The 16,763-nt window shown below is 71.8% G+C and carries 17 protein-coding genes; 11 read left to right on the top strand and 6 right to left on the bottom strand.

From position 1 onward, the window contains the following. Positions 1–139 precede the first annotated feature (139 nt). The 7 genes from FDA94_RS32575 to FDA94_RS32545 are packed head-to-tail and all read left to right on the top strand — an operon-like array spanning position 140 to position 6,359. Positions 140–1,288, top strand: coding sequence for an inositol-3-phosphate synthase (locus tag FDA94_RS32575; RefSeq protein ID WP_137250910.1), 1,149 nt, complete (start codon positions 140–142; stop codon positions 1,286–1,288). Next, positions 1,285–1,887: an EboA domain-containing protein gene (locus FDA94_RS32570; protein ID WP_137250909.1), complete on the top strand. Its 603-nt coding sequence runs from the start codon at positions 1,285–1,287 to the stop codon at positions 1,885–1,887. The genes FDA94_RS32575 and FDA94_RS32570 overlap by 4 nt, the downstream gene beginning before the upstream one ends. Positions 1,888–1,889: 2 nt before the next feature. Further along, on the top strand, positions 1,890–2,747 hold the full coding sequence (locus FDA94_RS32565; protein WP_137250908.1) for a TatD family hydrolase: 858 nt from the start codon (positions 1,890–1,892) through the stop codon (positions 2,745–2,747). A 1-nt stretch (position 2,748) separates the two neighbouring features. Further along, on the top strand, positions 2,749–3,900 hold the full coding sequence (gene eboE, locus FDA94_RS32560; protein ID WP_137250907.1) for a metabolite traffic protein EboE: 1,152 nt from the start codon (positions 2,749–2,751) through the stop codon (positions 3,898–3,900). Continuing rightward, positions 3,897–4,721, top strand: coding sequence for a copper resistance CopC family protein (locus FDA94_RS32555; RefSeq protein ID WP_137250906.1), 825 nt, complete (start codon positions 3,897–3,899; stop codon positions 4,719–4,721). The genes eboE and FDA94_RS32555 overlap by 4 nt, the downstream gene beginning before the upstream one ends. A 10-nt stretch (positions 4,722–4,731) precedes the next feature. After that, positions 4,732–5,076: a hypothetical protein gene (locus FDA94_RS32550; protein WP_137250905.1), complete on the top strand. Its 345-nt coding sequence runs from the start codon at positions 4,732–4,734 to the stop codon at positions 5,074–5,076. After that, entirely contained in the window at positions 5,076–6,359 is a 1,284-nt protein-coding gene (locus FDA94_RS32545) for a hypothetical protein (RefSeq protein WP_137250904.1), read from the top strand. Before FDA94_RS32550 ends, FDA94_RS32545 begins: the two co-directional genes overlap by 1 nt. Here FDA94_RS32545 and FDA94_RS32540 read toward each other — a convergent pair. Further along, positions 6,320–7,231: an NmrA family NAD(P)-binding protein gene (locus tag FDA94_RS32540; RefSeq protein ID WP_137250903.1), complete on the bottom strand. Its 912-nt coding sequence runs from the start codon at positions 7,229–7,231 to the stop codon at positions 6,320–6,322. The genes FDA94_RS32545 and FDA94_RS32540 overlap by 40 nt on opposite strands. A gap of 123 nt (positions 7,232–7,354) precedes the next feature. Between FDA94_RS32540 and FDA94_RS32535 the strand changes: the two genes are divergently transcribed. Continuing rightward, positions 7,355–8,272: a LysR family transcriptional regulator gene (locus tag FDA94_RS32535; protein WP_137250902.1), complete on the top strand. Its 918-nt coding sequence runs from the start codon at positions 7,355–7,357 to the stop codon at positions 8,270–8,272. 12 nt (positions 8,273–8,284) lie between these two features. Here FDA94_RS32535 and FDA94_RS32530 read toward each other — a convergent pair whose 3' ends face one another. Further along, entirely contained in the window at positions 8,285–8,815 is a 531-nt protein-coding gene (locus FDA94_RS32530; RefSeq protein ID WP_137250901.1) for a formylglycine-generating enzyme family protein, read from the bottom strand. Beyond that, positions 8,812–9,549 (bottom strand): DUF427 domain-containing protein, encoded by a 738-nt coding sequence (locus tag FDA94_RS32525; RefSeq protein ID WP_137250900.1) that lies wholly within the window; start codon positions 9,547–9,549, stop codon positions 8,812–8,814. The genes FDA94_RS32530 and FDA94_RS32525 overlap by 4 nt, the downstream gene beginning before the upstream one ends. Before the next feature lie 258 nt (positions 9,550–9,807). On the opposite strand from FDA94_RS32525, the gene FDA94_RS40760 reads away from it, so the two are divergent. Continuing rightward, complete coding sequence (locus tag FDA94_RS40760; protein ID WP_137250899.1) at positions 9,808–10,947, top strand: lectin; 1,140 nt, start codon at positions 9,808–9,810, stop codon at positions 10,945–10,947. Between the two features lie 38 nt (positions 10,948–10,985). Here FDA94_RS40760 and FDA94_RS32515 read toward each other — a convergent pair whose 3' ends face one another. Next, complete coding sequence (locus FDA94_RS32515) at positions 10,986–11,618, bottom strand: ATP-binding cassette domain-containing protein (RefSeq protein WP_137250898.1); 633 nt, start codon at positions 11,616–11,618, stop codon at positions 10,986–10,988. Positions 11,619–11,711: 93 nt separating this feature from the next. On the opposite strand from FDA94_RS32515, the gene FDA94_RS32510 reads away from it, so the two are divergent. Further along, the gene (locus FDA94_RS32510) at positions 11,712–12,713 is read left to right on the top strand and encodes an AraC-like ligand-binding domain-containing protein (RefSeq protein ID WP_137250897.1); all 1,002 of its coding nucleotides are present in this window, start codon (positions 11,712–11,714) and stop codon (positions 12,711–12,713) included. Here the strand turns inward: FDA94_RS32510 and FDA94_RS32505 are convergent. Continuing rightward, entirely contained in the window at positions 12,627–13,907 is a 1,281-nt protein-coding gene (locus tag FDA94_RS32505) for a lysine N(6)-hydroxylase/L-ornithine N(5)-oxygenase family protein (protein ID WP_137250943.1), read from the bottom strand. The two genes, FDA94_RS32510 and FDA94_RS32505, sit on opposite strands and share 87 nt — an antisense overlap. Positions 13,908–13,999: 92 nt before the next feature. Between FDA94_RS32505 and FDA94_RS32500 the strand changes: the two genes are divergently transcribed. Continuing rightward, the gene (locus FDA94_RS32500) at positions 14,000–14,938 is read left to right on the top strand and encodes a methionyl-tRNA formyltransferase (protein WP_137250896.1); all 939 of its coding nucleotides are present in this window, start codon (positions 14,000–14,002) and stop codon (positions 14,936–14,938) included. Here FDA94_RS32500 and FDA94_RS39595 read toward each other — a convergent pair. Beyond that, the coding region (locus tag FDA94_RS39595) for an ATP-binding protein (protein WP_425460189.1) at positions 14,926–16,763 on the bottom strand (1,838 nt) is incomplete at its 5' end. The genes FDA94_RS32500 and FDA94_RS39595 overlap by 13 nt on opposite strands.

Genomic DNA, 16,763 nt, shown 5'->3' with positions numbered 1-16,763 from the left:
TAGGTCAAGCAGGGTTTTTTGAACCGTAGACGCGTTCGGCGTGCGCGTCCTCCGACCGGGGACTCAGCGTGCCATAGGCCGGCTTCATCCGACCTCCCACTGCCGTCCCTTCGGAGATATATCGAAAGGGAAGCCGGTGATGGTGAAGCAGAGTCGGACAGGCGTCTGGTTCGTTGGGGTTCGTGGGTCGGTGGCGACCACCGCGATGGCGGGCGCCACCGCGGTGCGGTTAGGGCTCGCCGCCCCGGTCGGCCTGGTCTCGGAACTGCCGGACTTCGCACAGCTTCCGTTGGCCGGATTCGGGGAGCTCGTGTTCGGCGGTCACGACATCGTGGCCACGCCCCTCGCCAAGCGCGTGGAGCAGTTGACCACCTCGGGAGTGGTCCCGCGGGACATCGCGGCGGCGGTGCTGCCGGAGGTGACGGCGGTCGAGGCGGAGATCCGCGACGGCGTGCACGTCGAGGACGCGGTGCCGCAGCTCCAGGTGGTGGAGCGGCTGGCCGCCGACATCGCGGGCTTCCGCGAGCGGCACGGCCTCGACCGGGTCGTCGTGATCAACGTCTCGTCGACGGAGCCGCCCAGCGCCTACCGTCCCGAGCACGACGACCTCGCGGCGCTCACGAAGGCCATGGAGACCGACGCCTACGTGCTGCCGCCCAGTTCCGTGTACGCCTACGCCGCCTTCGAGGCCGGCTGCGCCTTCGTCGACTTCACCCCGTCGACCGGCGCCCGCCTGCCGGCCCTCGACGAGCTGGCGAAGTCGCGCGGCGTCCCGTACGCCGGCAGTGACGGCAAGACCGGTGAGACGCTCATGCGGTCGGCGCTCGCGCCGATGTTCACCACGCGGGCGCTGCGCGTCCTGTCGTGGTCGGGCACCAACCTGCTGGGCGGCGGCGACGGGGCGACCCTGGCCGACCCGGCCGCCGCGGCCAGCAAGACCGCCTCCAAGCAGCGGGGCATGGCGAAGATGCTCGGGTACTCCGCCGGGGGCGAGGTCCACATTGACTACGTTCCTGACCTGGGCGACTGGAAGACCGCCTGGGACCACATCCTGTTCGAGGGTTTCCTCGGCGTCCGGATGACGATGCAGTTCACCTGGCAGGGCTGCGACTCGGCGCTGGCCGCGCCGCTCGTGCTCGACCTGGCCCGCTTCACGTCGTGGGCGCACGAGCAGGGCGAGTCGGGCGCGCTGACCTCCCTCGGCTTCTTCTTCAAGGACCCGGTCGGCACCGACGAGCACCGGTTGCTCGCCCAGTACGACGCGCTCCGAGAGTGGGCGGTCCGATGACGCCCGACGACCTGCGCGCCGCGCTCGACCTCACCCCCGAGGCGGAGGAGTGGCTCTCCACGGCGCGCTCCCAGGTGGCGGACGACCCCGCGAAGCTGGCCGTGCTCTTCCCCGCCGCCGGGCGGAAGGTCGGCCGGGGCGCCCTGGAGAGCCTGACGGGCTGGACGGCCGACGACGCCGCCCGCGCCCTGCTGCTCGACGCGCTGCCGCGGCCCAAGGCGGCGGCGGTGTCGAGGGCGTACACGGACGGGGACAACGCCGAGAAGCGGGCCGTGCTGCGCGCCCTGCCGATCCTCGGCCTCGGTGACGAGGGGCTGCCGCTGGTCCGCGACGCCCTGCGCACCAACGACACCCGGCTCGTGGCCGCCGCCATGGGTCCCTACGCCGCCGCCCACCTCGACGACGAGGGCTGGCGGCACGGCGTGCTCAAGTGCGTGTTCGTCGGCGTCCCCCTGGCGGCCGTCGCGGGCCTGGCCGACCGCGCCGACGCCGAACTCGCCCGCATGCTGGCCGACTTCGCCAAGGAACGCGAAGCGGCCGGCCGCGTGGTGCCCGACGACGTGCACCTCGTGCTCAACCTCGTAGACCAGGAGTCCTAGCCGTGCGTATCTTCGACCCGCACATCCACATGACGTCGCGGACCACGGACGACTACGAGGCCATGTACGAGGCCGGCGTCCGGGCCCTGGTCGAGCCCGCCTTCTGGCTGGGCCAGCCGCGCACCGGCGTGCGCTCGTTCCTCGACTACTTCGACTCCCTCGTGGGCTGGGAGCCCTTCCGTGCCGCGCAGTTCGGCATCCGCCACCACTGCACGATCGCGCTGAACCCGAAAGAGGCCAACGACCCCCGCTGCGTGGACGTCCTCGACGAGCTGCCGCGCTACCTCGCCAAGGACGGCGTGGTCGCGGTCGGCGAGGTCGGCTACGACTCGATGACCAAGGAGGAGGACGAGGCCTTCACGCGTCAGCTCGACTTGGCGAAGGAGCACGAGCTGCCGATCATGGTCCACACCCCCCACCGCGACAAGGCCGCCGGCACCAAGCGGACCCTGGACGTCGTGCGCGAGTCGGGCATCGCCCCCGGCATGGTCGTGGTCGACCACCTCAACGAGATGACCGTGAAGATGGTCGTCGAGTCGGGCAGCTGGGCCGCGTTCTCGATCTACCCCGACACCAAGATGGACGAGGACCGCATGGTCCGCATCCTCCAGGAGTTCGGCACCGACCGGATGCTGGTCAACTCGGCCGCCGACTGGGGCCGCAGCGACCCGCTGAAGACCCGCAAGACCGGCGACGCGATGCTGGCCGCCGGGTTCACCGCCGACGACGTCGACAAGGTCCTGTGGCGCAACCCGGTCGAGTTCTACGCCCAGTCGGGCCGCCTCGACCTGGAAGACCTGAAGACCGACGAGACGTTCGAGGGCAACTCGGTGCTGCGCGGCGTGCGCAAGGACGCCTGACATGCGGCTCCGCCATCCCGACGGGTCGACGGTGCACGTCGCGTACTGCACCAACGTCCATCCCGCCGAAAGCCTGGAGGGTGTCCTGGGCCAGCTCGCCCGCTTCGGCGAGCCGGTCCGGGAGGCTCTCGGCGTCGACCGCCTGGGCCTCGGCCTGTGGCTGGCGCGCGACGTCGCGACCGCTCTGGTCGAGGACCCCGTCCAGGTCGTGCGCCTGCGCCGCGAGCTGGCCGCCCGCGGCCTGGAGGTGGTGACGCTCAACGCGTTCCCCTACCGGGGCTTCCACGATCCGGTGGTCAAGCGCAAGGTGTACGTCCCCGACTGGACCACGCACGACCGGCTGCGCTACACGCTCGACTGCGCCTCGGTGCTGGCCGGGCTGCTGCCCGACGACGCCGCGCGGGGCAGCGTGTCGACGCTGCCGCTGGCGTGGCGGACGCCGTGGGACGCCGCCATGGCCGGCCAGGCCCGCCTCCGGCTGGGCGAGCTGTCCGAGGGCCTGTCCAAGCTGGCGGCCTCCAGCGGCCGGACGGTCAGAGTCGCGCTCGAACCCGAGCCCGGCTGCGTCGTGGAGACGATCGGGCAGGCGTGCGAGGAGTTCGCCGCGCTCGACCACGACTGGCTCGGCGTCTGCCTCGACGTCTGCCACCTCGCGGTGCAGTTCGAGGACCCGGTCGAGGCGCTGGCCTCGCTGGAGACGGCGGGGCTGCCGGTCGTGAAGACCCAGGCCTCGTGCGCGCTGCACGTCGACGACCCCGCCTCCGCCAAGGAGGAGCTGGCCGCCTTCCACGAGGAGCGGTTCCTGCACCAGACGCGGGAGCGCGGCGGCGGCTCGTGCGACGACCTCGACGAGGCGCTCGCCGGCCTGCCCGGGGAGGACGCCTGGCGGGTGCACTTCCACCTGCCCCTGCACGCCGACCCCGAGCCGCCGCTGGCGAGCACGAGCGGCGTGCTGAACAGCACCCTCGAAGCCCTCTTCGGCGGGGAGCGGGCGCTGACCGACCACGTCGAGGTCGAGACCTACACCTGGCAGGTCCTCCCCGAGGACCGCCGCCCGCAGGGAGACGCGGGCCTGGTGGCGGGCCTCGCCGCCGAGCTCGCCTGGACGCGCGACCGCCTGGTCGCGCTCGGACTGGAGGACGTGTCCCGATGACGAGATGGCTGGCCCGGTTGCTGATCGCGGTGCTCTGCCTGGGCACGACGACGGTCCTCCTGGAGGGCCCGGCGTTCGCCCACGGCCAGCTCGTCGAGTCAGACCCGGAGAAGGGCGGCACCCTCGCCGAGGCCCGCCAGACCCTGACGCTCTGGTTCACCGAGGCGCCGCCCCGCAACGCCCACTTCACCGTGACCGGCCCCGGCGGCGAGCGCGTCGAGCGGCAGTGGCTCACCGGCGCGACCAAGCGCCTCGACGAGCCGGTCACGGAGCTGTTCCTGATCGACGGCAAGTGGGAGCCCCGCCTCTACCACGAGGGTTATTCGGTCGAGCTCCCCGTGGCGTACTGGCCCAAGGTCGGCGAGTACACGGTCGAGTACCTGTCGATCGCCAGCGACGGCGAGGAGGTCAAGGGCAAGCTCGAGTTCACCTACGCGGGCAAGCCCACCAAGGCCCCCGCGGACTGGACCGAGCCGACCGGCGGCCCCGACCCCGGCCTGCTCGCCGCGATCGAGGCGGCCCACTCGCAGGACAGCCAGCCGGTGACCCTGCCGACCACCGACACCCAGACCGTGACGACGGCCGCGCCCAGCGTGGCCCCGTCGCCGGTGGCGGCGCCCGACACGGGCGACGACAGCCCGCTGGTCTGGCTGATCCCGGTCGTGCTGGGCGCGGGCGTGGTCGTGCTGCTGGCGCGGGCGATGCGACGTCCACCGGCGAAGAACACCAAGAAGCCCGGCAAGCCCGGCAATCCTGGCAAGAGTGCGAGATCGGGCGGCGCCGGCAAAGCCGGCGGCAAGGTCGGCGCGAAGAAACGTTAGTGGAGAACCGATGAGACACGTTGCCGCGCTGCTCGTGGCGGTCATGGCCCTGACGGGCTGCGCCACCGGGGGCCCGGCCGCCGCGGTCGGCCCGATCAAGGAGATCACGATCTCGATCTCCGGCAAGAAGGTCACCCCGCCGCCGGGCCGGATCGAGGTCCGCCTCAACCAGGGCGTCAAGATCACCGTGACCAGCGACGTCGCCGACGAGGCGCACGTCCACGGCTACGACAAGGCCGCGACGCTGCTGCCGAACCACCCCTCGGTCATCTCGTTCCTGGCCGACACGACCGGGCTGTTCGAGGTGGAGACGCACGACCAGGACCTCCAGCTCTTCCAGCTCGTGGTGAGCTGATGCTGCTGGCTCACGGCGTGGGCGGCCGTCAGGACCTGCCCATCCCGTTCTCCGCCGCCCTGGCCGGCGCGATCATCTGCCTCGTGGTGTCGTTCGCCGCGCTGGGGTTCCTGTGGCGGGAGCCCCGGCTCGGCCTCGGCCTCGACGACGCCCGCCCGCTGCCGAGGTTCCTGCAGTGGCGGGTGCCGGCGTGGGTGTGGCGGGCGGTCGGCCTGGTCGTCACGGCGTACTTCCTGATCGGCTTCTTCGGCCCCGACGACGCCGACAACCCGACGGCCGGGGTGGTCTACGTCCTGTTCTGGGTGGGGCTGGTGCCGCTGTCGCTGGTGTTCGGCGGCGTGTGGCGGCTGTTCAACCCGCTGCGGACCGTCGTGCTGCTGGTCCGGGGCGAGCGCTCGGTCCGGCCGCTGCCCGAGCGGCTCGGCTACTGGCCGGCCGCCGCCGGGCTGTTCGCCTTCGTCTGGCTGGAACTGGTCGCCCCCGGGCGCGTGACCCTGCCGGTCATCGGCGGCTGGCTCGGTCTGTACGCCCTCGCCATGCTCGCCGGCGGGTTCGTGTACGGCGTGCGCTGGTTCGACAAGGGCGACGCCTTCGAGGTCTACAGCGACCTGGCCGGGCGGCTCTCCCCGGTCGCCCGCCGCGACGACGGCGTGCTGGTCTGGCGCAACCCCCTCGACGGGATGGCCGGCCTGCGGCCCGCGCCGGGCCTGGTCGTGCTGGTCATCGTCCTGCTGGGCTCGACCATGTACGACAGCGTCTCCAACGCGCCGGTCTGGGTGCGGTTCGTCCAGGAGAACAGCCTGCCCTCACCCGTGCTGGGCACGGCCGGGCTGCTGTTCGTGATCCTGCTGGTCCTGGGCGCCTACCTGCTGGCGACCCGGCTGGCCGGCCGGCGCGGCATGGGGGAGCAGGGCCGGACGTCGGGCGAGATCGCCCACTCGATCGTGCCGATCGCCGTCGGCTACATCGTGGCGCACTACTTCACCCTGTTCCTGTACGAGGGCCAGCGCACCCTCGCCCTGCTCTCCGACCCCCTGATGACCGGCGCCAACTGGCTCGGGACGGTCGGCTGGACCGTCCAGTCGGCGTTCCTGACCCCCGCCGCCGTGGCCATGCTCCAGGTGACCCTGATCGTCATCGGCCACGTGCTGGGCACCGCCCTGGCCCACGACCGGGCCCTGGTGCTGTTCCCCCGGCGCACGGCCGTGGCGGGCCAGGTGCCCCTGCTGGTCCTGATGGTCGTCTACACGGTGACGGGCCTGATGCTGCTGTTCGCCGCATAGACGTGTCCCCGCAGGACGTCCTGGCACCACTGGCGGAAACCGGTGGCGGTGGCGGAGGCCGGGTCGCGGGGTTCGGCGTCGTAGATTCCGTTGTTCTGCGCGTCGACCATGTCGGCCATGTCCTGGGCCAGCGCCGGGCTCGCGCCGCGCCGCACCATGCGGGCCCGGAAGTCCGCGAGCGAGACCTGCCGGTAGCGGACCGTGCGGCCCAGGGTCGCGGAGACGATCTCGGCCATGGCGTCGGGGGTCAGGTTGTCGGGGCCGACCAGTGGAACGCGGGCCTGTCCGCTCCAGGCGGCGTCCAGCAGGAGCGCCGCCGCCGTGGCGGCCACGTCGCGGGTGGCGACGGTCAGGAGCGGCTGGTCGGCGGTGTTCGCCATGGAGAACACGCCCTGCTCTGCGATCGGGCGGGCCTGACCGAGCAGGTTCTCCATGAAGAACGGCAGCGCCAGGGCCCGGTACCGCACGCCGGTGCCCGCGATCAGCTCGTCCATGTCGAGCGCGGCCGACAGGAGTCCGGCCTCGTCCTGGTAGCCGTGGCCCAGGGAGGTGACGTGCACCATCCGTACGCCCCGGCTCGCGGCCTCCCGGGCCGCGGCCCGGGTGAAGTCCAGGTAGTGGCGCCTGGCGGGGCCGGCGTCACGGAAACCGGCCGGGGGCACGAGCCAGAACAACCGGTCGGCGCCCACCAGTGCCTTCGCGATCGTGTCCGCGTCGGCGTGGGAGCCCTCCACCACCTCGACCCGCGTGCGCACGTGCTCCGGGAGGCGGGAGGGGTCGCGGACGATCACCCGGACCGGCTCACCGCCGTCCAGGACGCGGTCCAGGACCTGCCGGCCGACGTCACCGGTCGGCGTAGTGATGACGATCATGAGTGTCTCCATGCGTTGCGGTCGACGGCGCACCTCAGGGGCGCCGGGCGGTCGCCTTCGAGTGAACCCGGAGCGACGTCGCAGGTGAAGGATCACCTTGGTCGCGATCGATACCCTGGGGATATGAATGATCTGGAGGTGCGGCAGCTCCGCTACTTCGTCGCGGTCGCGGAGGAACTGCACTTCGGGCGCGCCGCCGCCCGGCTGGGGATGGCCCAGCCCCCGCTGTCCCGCGCGATCCGGGAGCTGGAACGGCAGCTCGGCGTGACGCTGTTCGAGCGGACCACCCGGCAGGTGCGGCTCACCGGCGCCGGAGAGGTCCTGCTGCGCGACGCCGGAACCGCCCTGGAGGCGATCACCGCCGCCGCTCAGCGTGCTCGGCACGCGGGCAGCGCCTCGCCCCGGCTGCGCATCGCACTCAAGGCCGACATCGACGGCGGCCTGCTGCCGCAGATCCTGGACGCCTACCGCACCGACCCCGCCGCCCTGCCCCCCGAACTGATCCTCGGAGGGTTCGGCGATCAGCCCGGGGCACTGCGCGACGGCCTGGCCGACGTGGCACTCGTGCTCTCTCCCATGGACGACCGGGGGCTGGACACCGAGCCGCTGATCACCGAGCCGGTCCTGGTCGCCATGGCCGCCACCGACCCGCTGGCCGCCAGGTCCCGGTTGTGCCTGGCGGATCTGGCCGGCCGGATCCTCCCCAACGGTGCGCCGGCCGACGCGGGCCGGGTCGACGCGGGCCGCGCCGCGCCGCGCCGGCCCGGGGAGGCAAGGCCGGCCTCCAACTTGTCGGAGATCTTCAACCTCGTCGAAACGGGCAGCGTCGTGTTCTTCGCGCCGGCCTCGGTCGCCCGGCGCAACCCGCGCCCCGGGGTCGCCTACCGGCCGGTCGGCGACCTGCCGAACTGCACATTGGTCATCGCGTGGCCCCAGGACGCCCGCTCACCGGCCGTCGCCGCCCTCGTGCGCGCCGCGTGCGCGATCGCGGCCGGCCGGCGCGCACCAGCAGAGCCCCAGACGCGGAGCACGACCGCCTGAGGGCTGATGCGCCTAGATCGTCCGGGCCACCCGGAAGCCGAGATCGTCGATCGCGAACGCCGGGTGGCTCTTGCGGCGGCACGAGGCCCGCAGCGCCGCCGGCCGGTCGTGCGCGCCGCCGCCCCGGAAGACCCGGTACTCGCCGTAGACCTCGGGGTCGTAGAGGTCGGACGTCCATTCCCAGACGTTGCCGATCATGTCGTACAGACCCCAGGAGTTGGGCTCCTTGAGGCCCACCTCCCGCACCTCGCCCCCGTGCCAGGCGATCGCGTCGAGCTCGCCGTAACGGTCGCCCCGGGAACCGGCGCGGCAGGCGTGCTCCCATTCGGCCTCGGTCGGCAGCCGCCCCCCGATCCGCGCGCAGTACTCCCGGGCGTCGTGCCAGGACACGTCCGTGACGGGACGCCGGTCGCCGGCGACGCCGTGGAACTCCTCCCGGGTCACCGGGTGGGCGGCCAGCAGGAACGGCTCGACCTCGACCGTCCACCCGGTGTTGCGCGCCTCGTCCCGGAGCAGGATCACCCCGCCGGGGATCTCGATCACTGGGAGAACTTCGTCTTCGGCCGCCGCTCCAGCTCGCCGTCGACGTAGATGTCGACCTTCTCGTTGTAGAACGCGACCAGCCCGGCGATCTTCTGGCTCTCCGGCAGCGGCGTCCGGTAGGACCAGGCGAGGTCCTTGCCCCCGTTGACCGACCAGTATTCGGCCGACCCCTTGTAGGGGCAGTGCGTGACCGTGTCGGTGGCTTCGAGGAGATCGAACCGCACGTCGGTCTTGGGCAGGTAGTACCGCGCCGGCAGCCCGGTCTCGAAGAGGATCCGCCCGTTCCGCGAGTCGGCGACCGTCTCCCCGTTGACCTCGACCCGGATGTGCCGCGACGACGGCAGGACGTCGACCCGCGTGTACGGGTCGCGCGGATGGACGAAGACCTCCTCGTCCTCCTCGAACCAGGAGTCCATGGCGTCCCACTCGAACCGGACGTGCTCGCGGATCTCCTCGATCGGCGAGTCGGCGTAGACGAGCGCCGGGGCCTCCTTGCCGCCGGACGTGACCGTGTAGAGGGTGGCGTCGCCGCGGGAGGGCGAGTGCGGCCCCGGACCGGCCTCCTTCAGCACCCCGGGCGCGACGTCCTTGATCGGGATGTAGTACGTCGGGTAGTACGGCGCCTCCCAGACCATCAGCGCCGACGTGGTGTCGGCCACGACGTGGCCCCCGAGATAAACGCGCAAACGCTTGGCCGTCGGCTCCAGCCGGACCCGGCCTCTGGTTGTCGTCATACCGGCGGAAACCGTGCCTGGTAGGGAGGTATTCCAGCCATGGAGTCGCGGCCGGTCACTCATGGGGAAAGTTTCAGTGCCCCGGAACGCCGGGGCGGCCGCCCCCGCAGGAAGGCGTGCCGGATCCCGGGTCGCGATGTTTCATACTCTTGACGGTCGCCATTTGTGTCCTGTTTGCTTCGCATGATTCACCCCAAGGATCACGGGTGGAGATGTTAACGCTCACATCAACCTGACCTGCACGATGAGAGGTTGGCCATGTCCGCTGGGAAACGATTACTCACCCTGGTGCTCGGAGCGGTGACCGTGCTCGCCATGTTGGTGGCCGTCCGGACGACCGCCGCCCAGGCGGAGTCCAACGGCGGGGTGCGCGTCATGCCCCTGGGCGACTCCATCACCGAGGGCACCCAGGTGCCCGGCGGTTACCGCATCGGGTTGTGGCAGCGGCTGGCCGCCGCCCGGTACACGGTCGACTTCGTCGGCACCCAGTTCAACGGGCCGGGCTCGCTCGGCGACCACGATCACCAGGGACATCCCGGCTGGCGCATCGACCAGATCGACGCCAACGTCACCGGCTGGTTGCGGACGCACAACCCGCGCACCGTGCTGCTCCACATCGGCACCAACGACATCCTGCAGAACTACAACGTGTCCACCGCGCCCCAGCGGCTGTCCGCGCTGATCGACCGCATCACCGCGACGGTTCCGAACGCCGACGTCTTCGTCGCGACCATCATCCCGCTGTCGTCGGCCGGCCAGGCAGCCGCGGCCCGCACCTTCAACGCGGCCATCCCGGACATCGTCTGGAGCAAGGTCTCCGCCGGCAAGCGGGTGCACCTGGTCGACATGTACAGCAAGCTCACCACGTCCGACCTGATCGACGGCATCCACCCGACGGCGGGCGGCTACGACAAGATGGCCGCCGCCTGGTACGCGGCCCTGCAGTCCGTCCCCGGAAGCATCGGCCAGCCGAACATCACCCCCAGCCCGACCCCGTCGCCGTCCCCGTCGACGACGAGTTCCATCCGCGGTGTCGGTTCGAACCGGTGCGTGGACGTGGCAGGGGTCTCCCAGGCCAACGGCGCACGGGCGCAGATCTGGGACTGCAACGGGCAGGCCAACCAGCGGTGGACCGCCACGTCAGCGTCTGAGCTGCGGGTCTACGGCAACAAGTGCCTGGACGTGAACGGCGGCTCCACCGCCGACGGCGCAGCCGTGATCATCTGGGACTGCAACGGCCAGAACAACCAGAAGTGGCGCTTCAACGCCGACGGCACCATCACCGCCGTCGGCGCCGGCAAGTGCCTGGACGTCCCGAACTACTCGACGGCCAACGGGGTGCAGTTGCAGATCTGGTCCTGCAACGGCGCCGCCAACCAGCGCTGGACCCGTACCTGATGACAGGGCACACCCGGACGGAAGGTGCGCGCCGCGGCTCAGCGGCGGCAGCGGACCTCCGTCCGGGTGGTCGTGACCGTCCCGTCGATCAGGCGGTGGACGTGGCAGGCCCCGGCCGGGACCTCGCGGGTGGCCGCCACGACCGCCAGGCCCTCCTTCGTGAGGCGGCCGAGGGCCGCCAGGTCGGCGGGCGCGTCGAGGAGCAGGATCCGGGGGTTGGCCATCAGGGCCCGGCCCACGGCGGCGGCCTGGTGTTCGGACAGGGTGAGCGACGCGGCAAGGGCGCGCCGCTTTTCCAGGAGGTACGGATAGAGCTCATAGACCCTGCTCAGGGTCCACGGACCGGGGGCTCCCCAGCGCGCGCCGACCAGAAGGTTCTCTTCCACGGTGAGCGACGTGAACAAACGGTGATTCTGCGGCATCAGGCACAGGCCACGGGCTTTCCGCCATTCCGGGCGTTCCCGGGTGATGTCGGTGTCGTTGAAACGAATCGTCCCGTTCGCGGCGGGGTGCAGGCCCACGACGGTGCGCAGCAGCGTCGACTTGCCCGAGCCGGGGCCGCCCACGATCGCGTGGTGTTCTCCCTGCTCAACCCGTATCGTGACGGCGCGGATCGCGCGCGCGGCGCCATATCCGGCGGACAGTGCGGTGACTTCCAGTACGGCGTTCATTTGCCGTCAATTGTGGAAATTTCGGCAAGCATTCGTCTTGCACCTAACGGCACACGACTTGACGCAGAGCGCACCGAGTCCCAATCTGCACCCATGCTGTATATCGCCCACACTGCGGGCGTCCCCGTCGAAGAGCGTCAGGATTTCTGGCGAGATGTCGTTTCTTCGGCATTTGTACCGCTTGAAGCAGTTCTTCCCCAAGGCCGTTTCGACGGGAAACTCCGGTCCACCTCACTGGGCCCGATCGACGTGATCGACGTCGCCACAACGGCCCACCAGGCCCGCCGGACGTCCCGGCTGGTCTCGGCCGCCCCGTCCGACAGCCTTAAGCTCGGCCTGTTCGTGAAGGGCGGCGGACGGCTGGAGCAGGCCGGCCGGCAGGCCGTCGTCCAGACCGGCGAGATGGCCGTGTACGACACCGACCGCCCCTACTGGCTCGACTTCGACGCGCCGACCCGCATGGTCGTGCTGCTGTTCCCGCGCGCCATGCTCGGCCTGCCCCACGACAGGGTCGACGAGGTGACGGGCCGGGCGATCCCGGGCTCCGGCGGCGTCGGCGCCCTCGTCGCGCCGTTCCTGCTCCGCCTCGCGGCCCAGCTCGACGACGTCGAGGTCCGCGACGGCGCCCGGCTGGCGGGCAACGTGGTCGACCTGGTCGCGACCATGCTCGCCGACCGGCTGGACCTGCCGCCGGCCGACCCCGACGCCGCGCGGCGGGCGACGCTGCTGCGCATCACGTCGTACATGGAGGCGCACCTGGGCGACCCCGGGCTCGACCCGGCCCGGATCGCGGCCGCCCACCACATCTCCACCCGCTACCTGCACAAGCTGTTCAGCGCCGAGAGCACGACGGTGGCCGCCTGGATCCGCTCCCGGCGCCTGGAGCACTGCGTCCGCGACCTGCGCGACCCGCTCCAGGCGGGCCGTCCGGTCAGCGCGATCGGCGCCCAGTGGGGCTTCCCGGACGCCTCCCACTTCAGCCGCCTGTTCAAGGCCGCCTACGGCCTCTCACCCCGCGACTACCGCGCCGCGGTGGGCGAGGACGGAGTCGCGGATCTCGCCCGCTCTGATCGCCGTGGTCGACAGCAGGGTTGAGGTGAGGCCGTGGGAGTGCTCGGTGCCGCCCTGGAGGTAGACGCCGGCGGTCACGGTGGCGGCGAACTGGACGCGGTGGTCGCGGCTCACCCTGAGCGCGTCCTCGTCGTCGCGCAGGCACAGCTTGCCCGCCTCGCCCAGGAGCGCGGCCACGTCGTGGGGGCGGTAGCCCGTCGCGTGGACCAGCACGTCGGCCTCGATCGTGACGTGTTCGCCGGTCGGGAGGTACTCGACCGTCACCCGCAGGCCGTCGGGGCCCTCCTCGACATCGCGGATGCGGGAGACGTTGAGCATCTGGAGTCTCTGGCGGCCGTGCACCTTCTCGCGGTACATGGTGGCGTACAGGGCCTGGATGAGTTCCATGTCGACCACGGAGTAGTTGGTGCTGCGGTGGTAGTCGACGAGCGACTGCTTCACCTCGGCGGGGGCGGTGAAGTAGACGTCGACCGCGTCGGGGTCGAAGATGCGGTTGGCGAACGGGCTGTCGTCGGCGGGGGTGTAGCCGTACTTGGCGAAGACCGCGCAGACCTCGGCGTCGGTGAAGGTCCGGTGCAGGTAGTCGACCGCCTCGGCGGCGCTCTGGCCCGCCCCGAGCACTAACGCGCGGTCGATCCGGTCACCGCCGGCCACCTTTTCGGCCACCTTCGGGACCAGCCCGCTGGTGTGCCACACCCGGTCGGACAGCACCGTCCCGGGCGGCAGGTGCGGCTCCAGGCCGACCGCGACCGACAGGTTCCGGGCCCGGCGGACCCGGCCGTCGGCGGTGACGACGTCGAAGTAGCGGATCTCGCCGTCCTCCTTGACCGCCTTCACCTCGGTCACCTCGGCCGAGTAGGTGACCGTGTGCGCCATCCGCGCCGCCGCCCACTCGAAGTAGTCGTGGAACTCCGCGCGGAGCGGGAAGAGGGTCTTCTGGTTGAGGAAGTCGACCAGGCGGCCCTTGTCCTGCAGGTAGCAGAGGAAACTGAACTCGCTGGCCGGGTTCCGCATCGTGACCAGGTCCTTCGGAAAGGAGACCTGCATCGTCGCGTCGTCGATGAGCATGCCCCGGTGCCAGCCGAAGCGCGGCTGTTTCTCCAGGAAGGCGGCGGCCATCCTGTCCGATGGCGCGGCCTGCGCGTTGTGTTCCTCGATGGCTATGGCCAGTGCCAGGTTCGACGGCCCGAATCCGATCCCCAGAACGTCGTAGACCATCGTGGTCACGCGATCGCCTCCCTTGTCGCTCGTATGGTAAATAAGGTTAGCCTTACCTTGCAATATTGGCCGACGGAGAGGGAGCGCCCACCATGCGGGTCGTCATGTTCGGACACCAGACCTGGGGGCACCGCACGCTGCGGGCGCTGCTGGAGTCGTCGCACGAGGTGGTGCTGGCGGTGACCCATCCGAAGAGCGACCACGCGTACGAGAAGATCTGGGACGACAGCGTCGCCGACCTGGCCGCCGAGCACGACGTGCCGGTCCTGCTGCGGAACCGGCCGACCGACCCCGAGTTACTGCAGGCCGTGAAGGACGCCCAGGCGGACGTCATCGTCGCCAACAACTGGCGGACGTGGCTGCCCCCGGAGATCTACGACCTGCCCCCGCACGGCACCCTCAACGTGCACGACTCGCTGCTGCCGAAATACGCCGGATTCTCACCGATCATCTGGGCCCTGATCAACGGCGAGCCGGAGGTCGGCGTGACCGCCCACCGGATGACCGAGGAACTGGACGCGGGCGACATCCTGATCCAGCGCTCGGTCCCGGTGACCCCGACGTCGACCGCGACCGACCTCTTCTTCGCCACCGTCGACCTCATCGCGCCGATCGTCCACGAAGGGCTCGACCTCATCGAGTCGGGCCGCGCGGTATGGACGCCCCAGGACCGGTCGCGGGCCTCCTTCTTCCACAAGCGGGCCGTCGAAGACAGCCGGATCGACTGGACGTGGCCGGCCGAGGAACTGGAGCGGCTCGTACGCGCGCAGTCGGACCCCTATCCGAACGCCTTCACCGTCCACAAGGGCGAGCGGGTCCGCGTGCTCGAAGCCTCGGTGTCCGAGGGTCTCTACGGCGGCACGCCCGGTCGGGTGTTCATCCGCGAAGGCGACGGGATCGTGATCGTGGCCGGGCGCGACGCGCGGTCGGGGCGGCTTCCCGGGCTGGTGATCAGGAAGGTCCGGCTCGACGACGGGACCGAACTCGCCGCGACCGACTACTTCCGCACGATGGGCGGCTATCTCGGCTGACGACCCGGCGGGAGCCCGGCCAGCAGGTCGCCGGCGCGCGCCGCGAAGAGACCGGCGCCGCGCTCCCGCGACAGGGCGAGCGCCCGGCGGGCCACCCGTTCGGCCGACGCGAGGTCGCCATGGTCTCGCAGCGCCTCCGCGCGGATGAGCAGGACCAGCCCCTCGGCGTAGCGTTCGCCGTAGGCGTCGATGAACGTCTCGGCCCGGTCGAGCGCGGTCGTCGCGGCGGAGACGTCGCCGGCGCGGAGCAGGACCTCGGCGAGCAGCGCGTACCAGGTGGCCAGGTTCGACCGAGGGGGGTCGACCAGGGTGGTCTCGACGAGGCGCGCCATCTCCGCCGCCGACGCGACCGGGTCGCCGCCGGACATGGCCGTCGCCCACTGCCTGGCCAGCCGCAGATAGCCGCCGGAGAAGGTGAAGGAGAAGCCGGGATCGGCCCTGATCGCCGTCTCGGCCGCCCGCAGCGCCCAGGCGGGGTCGCCCGCGACGGCCGCCGCGGTGACGGCGAACGAGCCCCACACGCTGATGGCGTAGGGGTCGTCGCCGGCGGCGGCCTCCACCGCGTCGAAGAGGCGGCGCGCGCCGACCGGGTCGCCGTGCAGCGCGGTGTTCAGGGCCAGCATGACCGGCGTGCTCAGCTGCAGCCGGTGCCGCAGCGGTTCGGCGTCGCGCTCGGCGCGGACGAGCGAGTCCGACCGGCGCAGGCTCCGCAAGGCCCCGCCGACGTCGCCCGAACTCCACTGGTGGACGCCCCACGCGTGGTGCCCGGACGCCCGCACGACCGGGTCGGCCGAGCGCAGGCCGAGGTCCAGCAGCCGGCGCGCGAGCCGCCCGGCGGCGTCGAGCCGGATGCCCTGGGCGTGCGCCAGGAACCGGGAGAACAGGAAGCCGGTGGCCTCCCGTTCCCGGCCGAGCGACCGGGCGATGGTCTCGGCGCGGTCGAGATGGTCCAGGGCGGCTCCGACGAAGCCCGAGTGGATGCCCGCGACGGCGGTCAGTTCGGTGAGCGCGGTCAGTTCGAGGGCGGGGAGCCCGGCGTCGCGGGCGATCCGGATCGCGGTGTCGAGGCGCCTCTCCGCCGTCGCGTAGGCGGATCGCCGGGCCGCGACGCGGGCCGCGACGATGAGCGCCTCCGCCGTCCGCGCCGGTTCGGCGAGCGGGCCCGCCGAGCACAGGTGGTGGGCGAGCGCCTCACCGTGCCGCTCGGCCGGTTCGCGGCTCCGCGCGAGCGCGGCGGCGATGCGCAGGTGGAGGTGGCCGGCGTCCGACGCGGGCGTCGAGCGGGCCACCGACTCGCGGACGAGATCGTGCGCGAACCGCCACTCGCCCGGGGCGCCGGGGGCCGCCTCGACCAGGCCGAGCGCCGCGAGGTCATCCAGCCGGGCGAGGCACCCCGGCACGTCGAGGCCGGACGCGTCCGCCAGCAGGCGGGCGTCGACGTCACGGCCCATCAGGGCCGCGATCTCGATGAGGCGGCGGTCGGCGTCGTCGAGCCTGGCCGTCCGGTCGCGGACGATGTCGCGCACCGTCGACGGGACGGCGGTCCGGGCCGCCGCCCGGTCGGACAGCCGCCCCGCTCCGGCCAGGAACCTGGCGAGCTCGCGGACGAACAGGGGGTTGCCCTCGGTGCGGGCCTGGATGTCGCGCGCGACCCCGGGACCCGGCGACCGTCCGGTCTCCCGGCGGACCAGCTCGGCGACGTCTGCCGGGCCGAGGGGGCCGAGCACGACGCGCCGGTGGCCGTCCTGCCGCGCGACCGCCGCCAGCATGCGCCGCACGTGCGGGCCGGGCGTCGGCGCGTGGCCGCGCACGGTGCCCATCAGCA

This window comes from Herbidospora galbida, assembly GCF_005233835.1.
Lineage (GTDB): Bacteria > Actinomycetota > Actinomycetes > Streptosporangiales > Streptosporangiaceae > Herbidospora > Herbidospora galbida.
The sequence above is the reverse complement of the archived record's forward strand: the minus strand, read 5'-3'. Positions and strand labels throughout refer to the sequence as shown.

Bases quoted from the DNA above. Each gene is read 5' to 3' on its own strand.
- FDA94_RS32575 (WP_137250910.1), top strand. From the start codon at position 140: ATGGTGAAGCAGAGTCGGACAGGCGTCTGGTTCGTTGGGGTTCGTGGG.
- FDA94_RS32570 (WP_137250909.1), top strand. From the start codon at position 1,285: ATGACGCCCGACGACCTGCGCGCCGCGCTCGACCTCACCCCCGAGGCG.
- eboE (WP_137250907.1), top strand. From the start codon at position 2,749: ATGCGGCTCCGCCATCCCGACGGGTCGACGGTGCACGTCGCGTACTGC.
- FDA94_RS32555 (WP_137250906.1), top strand. From the start codon at position 3,897: ATGACGAGATGGCTGGCCCGGTTGCTGATCGCGGTGCTCTGCCTGGGC.
- FDA94_RS32550 (WP_137250905.1), top strand. From the start codon at position 4,732: ATGAGACACGTTGCCGCGCTGCTCGTGGCGGTCATGGCCCTGACGGGC.
- FDA94_RS32545 (WP_137250904.1), top strand. From the start codon at position 5,076: ATGCTGCTGGCTCACGGCGTGGGCGGCCGTCAGGACCTGCCCATCCCG.
- FDA94_RS32540 (WP_137250903.1), bottom strand. From the start codon at position 7,231: ATGATCGTCATCACTACGCCGACCGGTGACGTCGGCCGGCAGGTCCTG.
- FDA94_RS32535 (WP_137250902.1), top strand. From the start codon at position 7,355: ATGAATGATCTGGAGGTGCGGCAGCTCCGCTACTTCGTCGCGGTCGCG.
- FDA94_RS32525 (WP_137250900.1), bottom strand. From the start codon at position 9,549: ATGACGACAACCAGAGGCCGGGTCCGGCTGGAGCCGACGGCCAAGCGT.
- FDA94_RS40760 (WP_137250899.1), top strand. From the start codon at position 9,808: ATGTCCGCTGGGAAACGATTACTCACCCTGGTGCTCGGAGCGGTGACC.
- FDA94_RS32515 (WP_137250898.1), bottom strand. From the start codon at position 11,618: ATGAACGCCGTACTGGAAGTCACCGCACTGTCCGCCGGATATGGCGCC.
- FDA94_RS32510 (WP_137250897.1), top strand. From the start codon at position 11,712: ATGCTGTATATCGCCCACACTGCGGGCGTCCCCGTCGAAGAGCGTCAG.
- FDA94_RS32505 (WP_137250943.1), bottom strand. From the start codon at position 13,907: ATGGTCTACGACGTTCTGGGGATCGGATTCGGGCCGTCGAACCTGGCA.
- FDA94_RS32500 (WP_137250896.1), top strand. From the start codon at position 14,000: ATGCGGGTCGTCATGTTCGGACACCAGACCTGGGGGCACCGCACGCTG.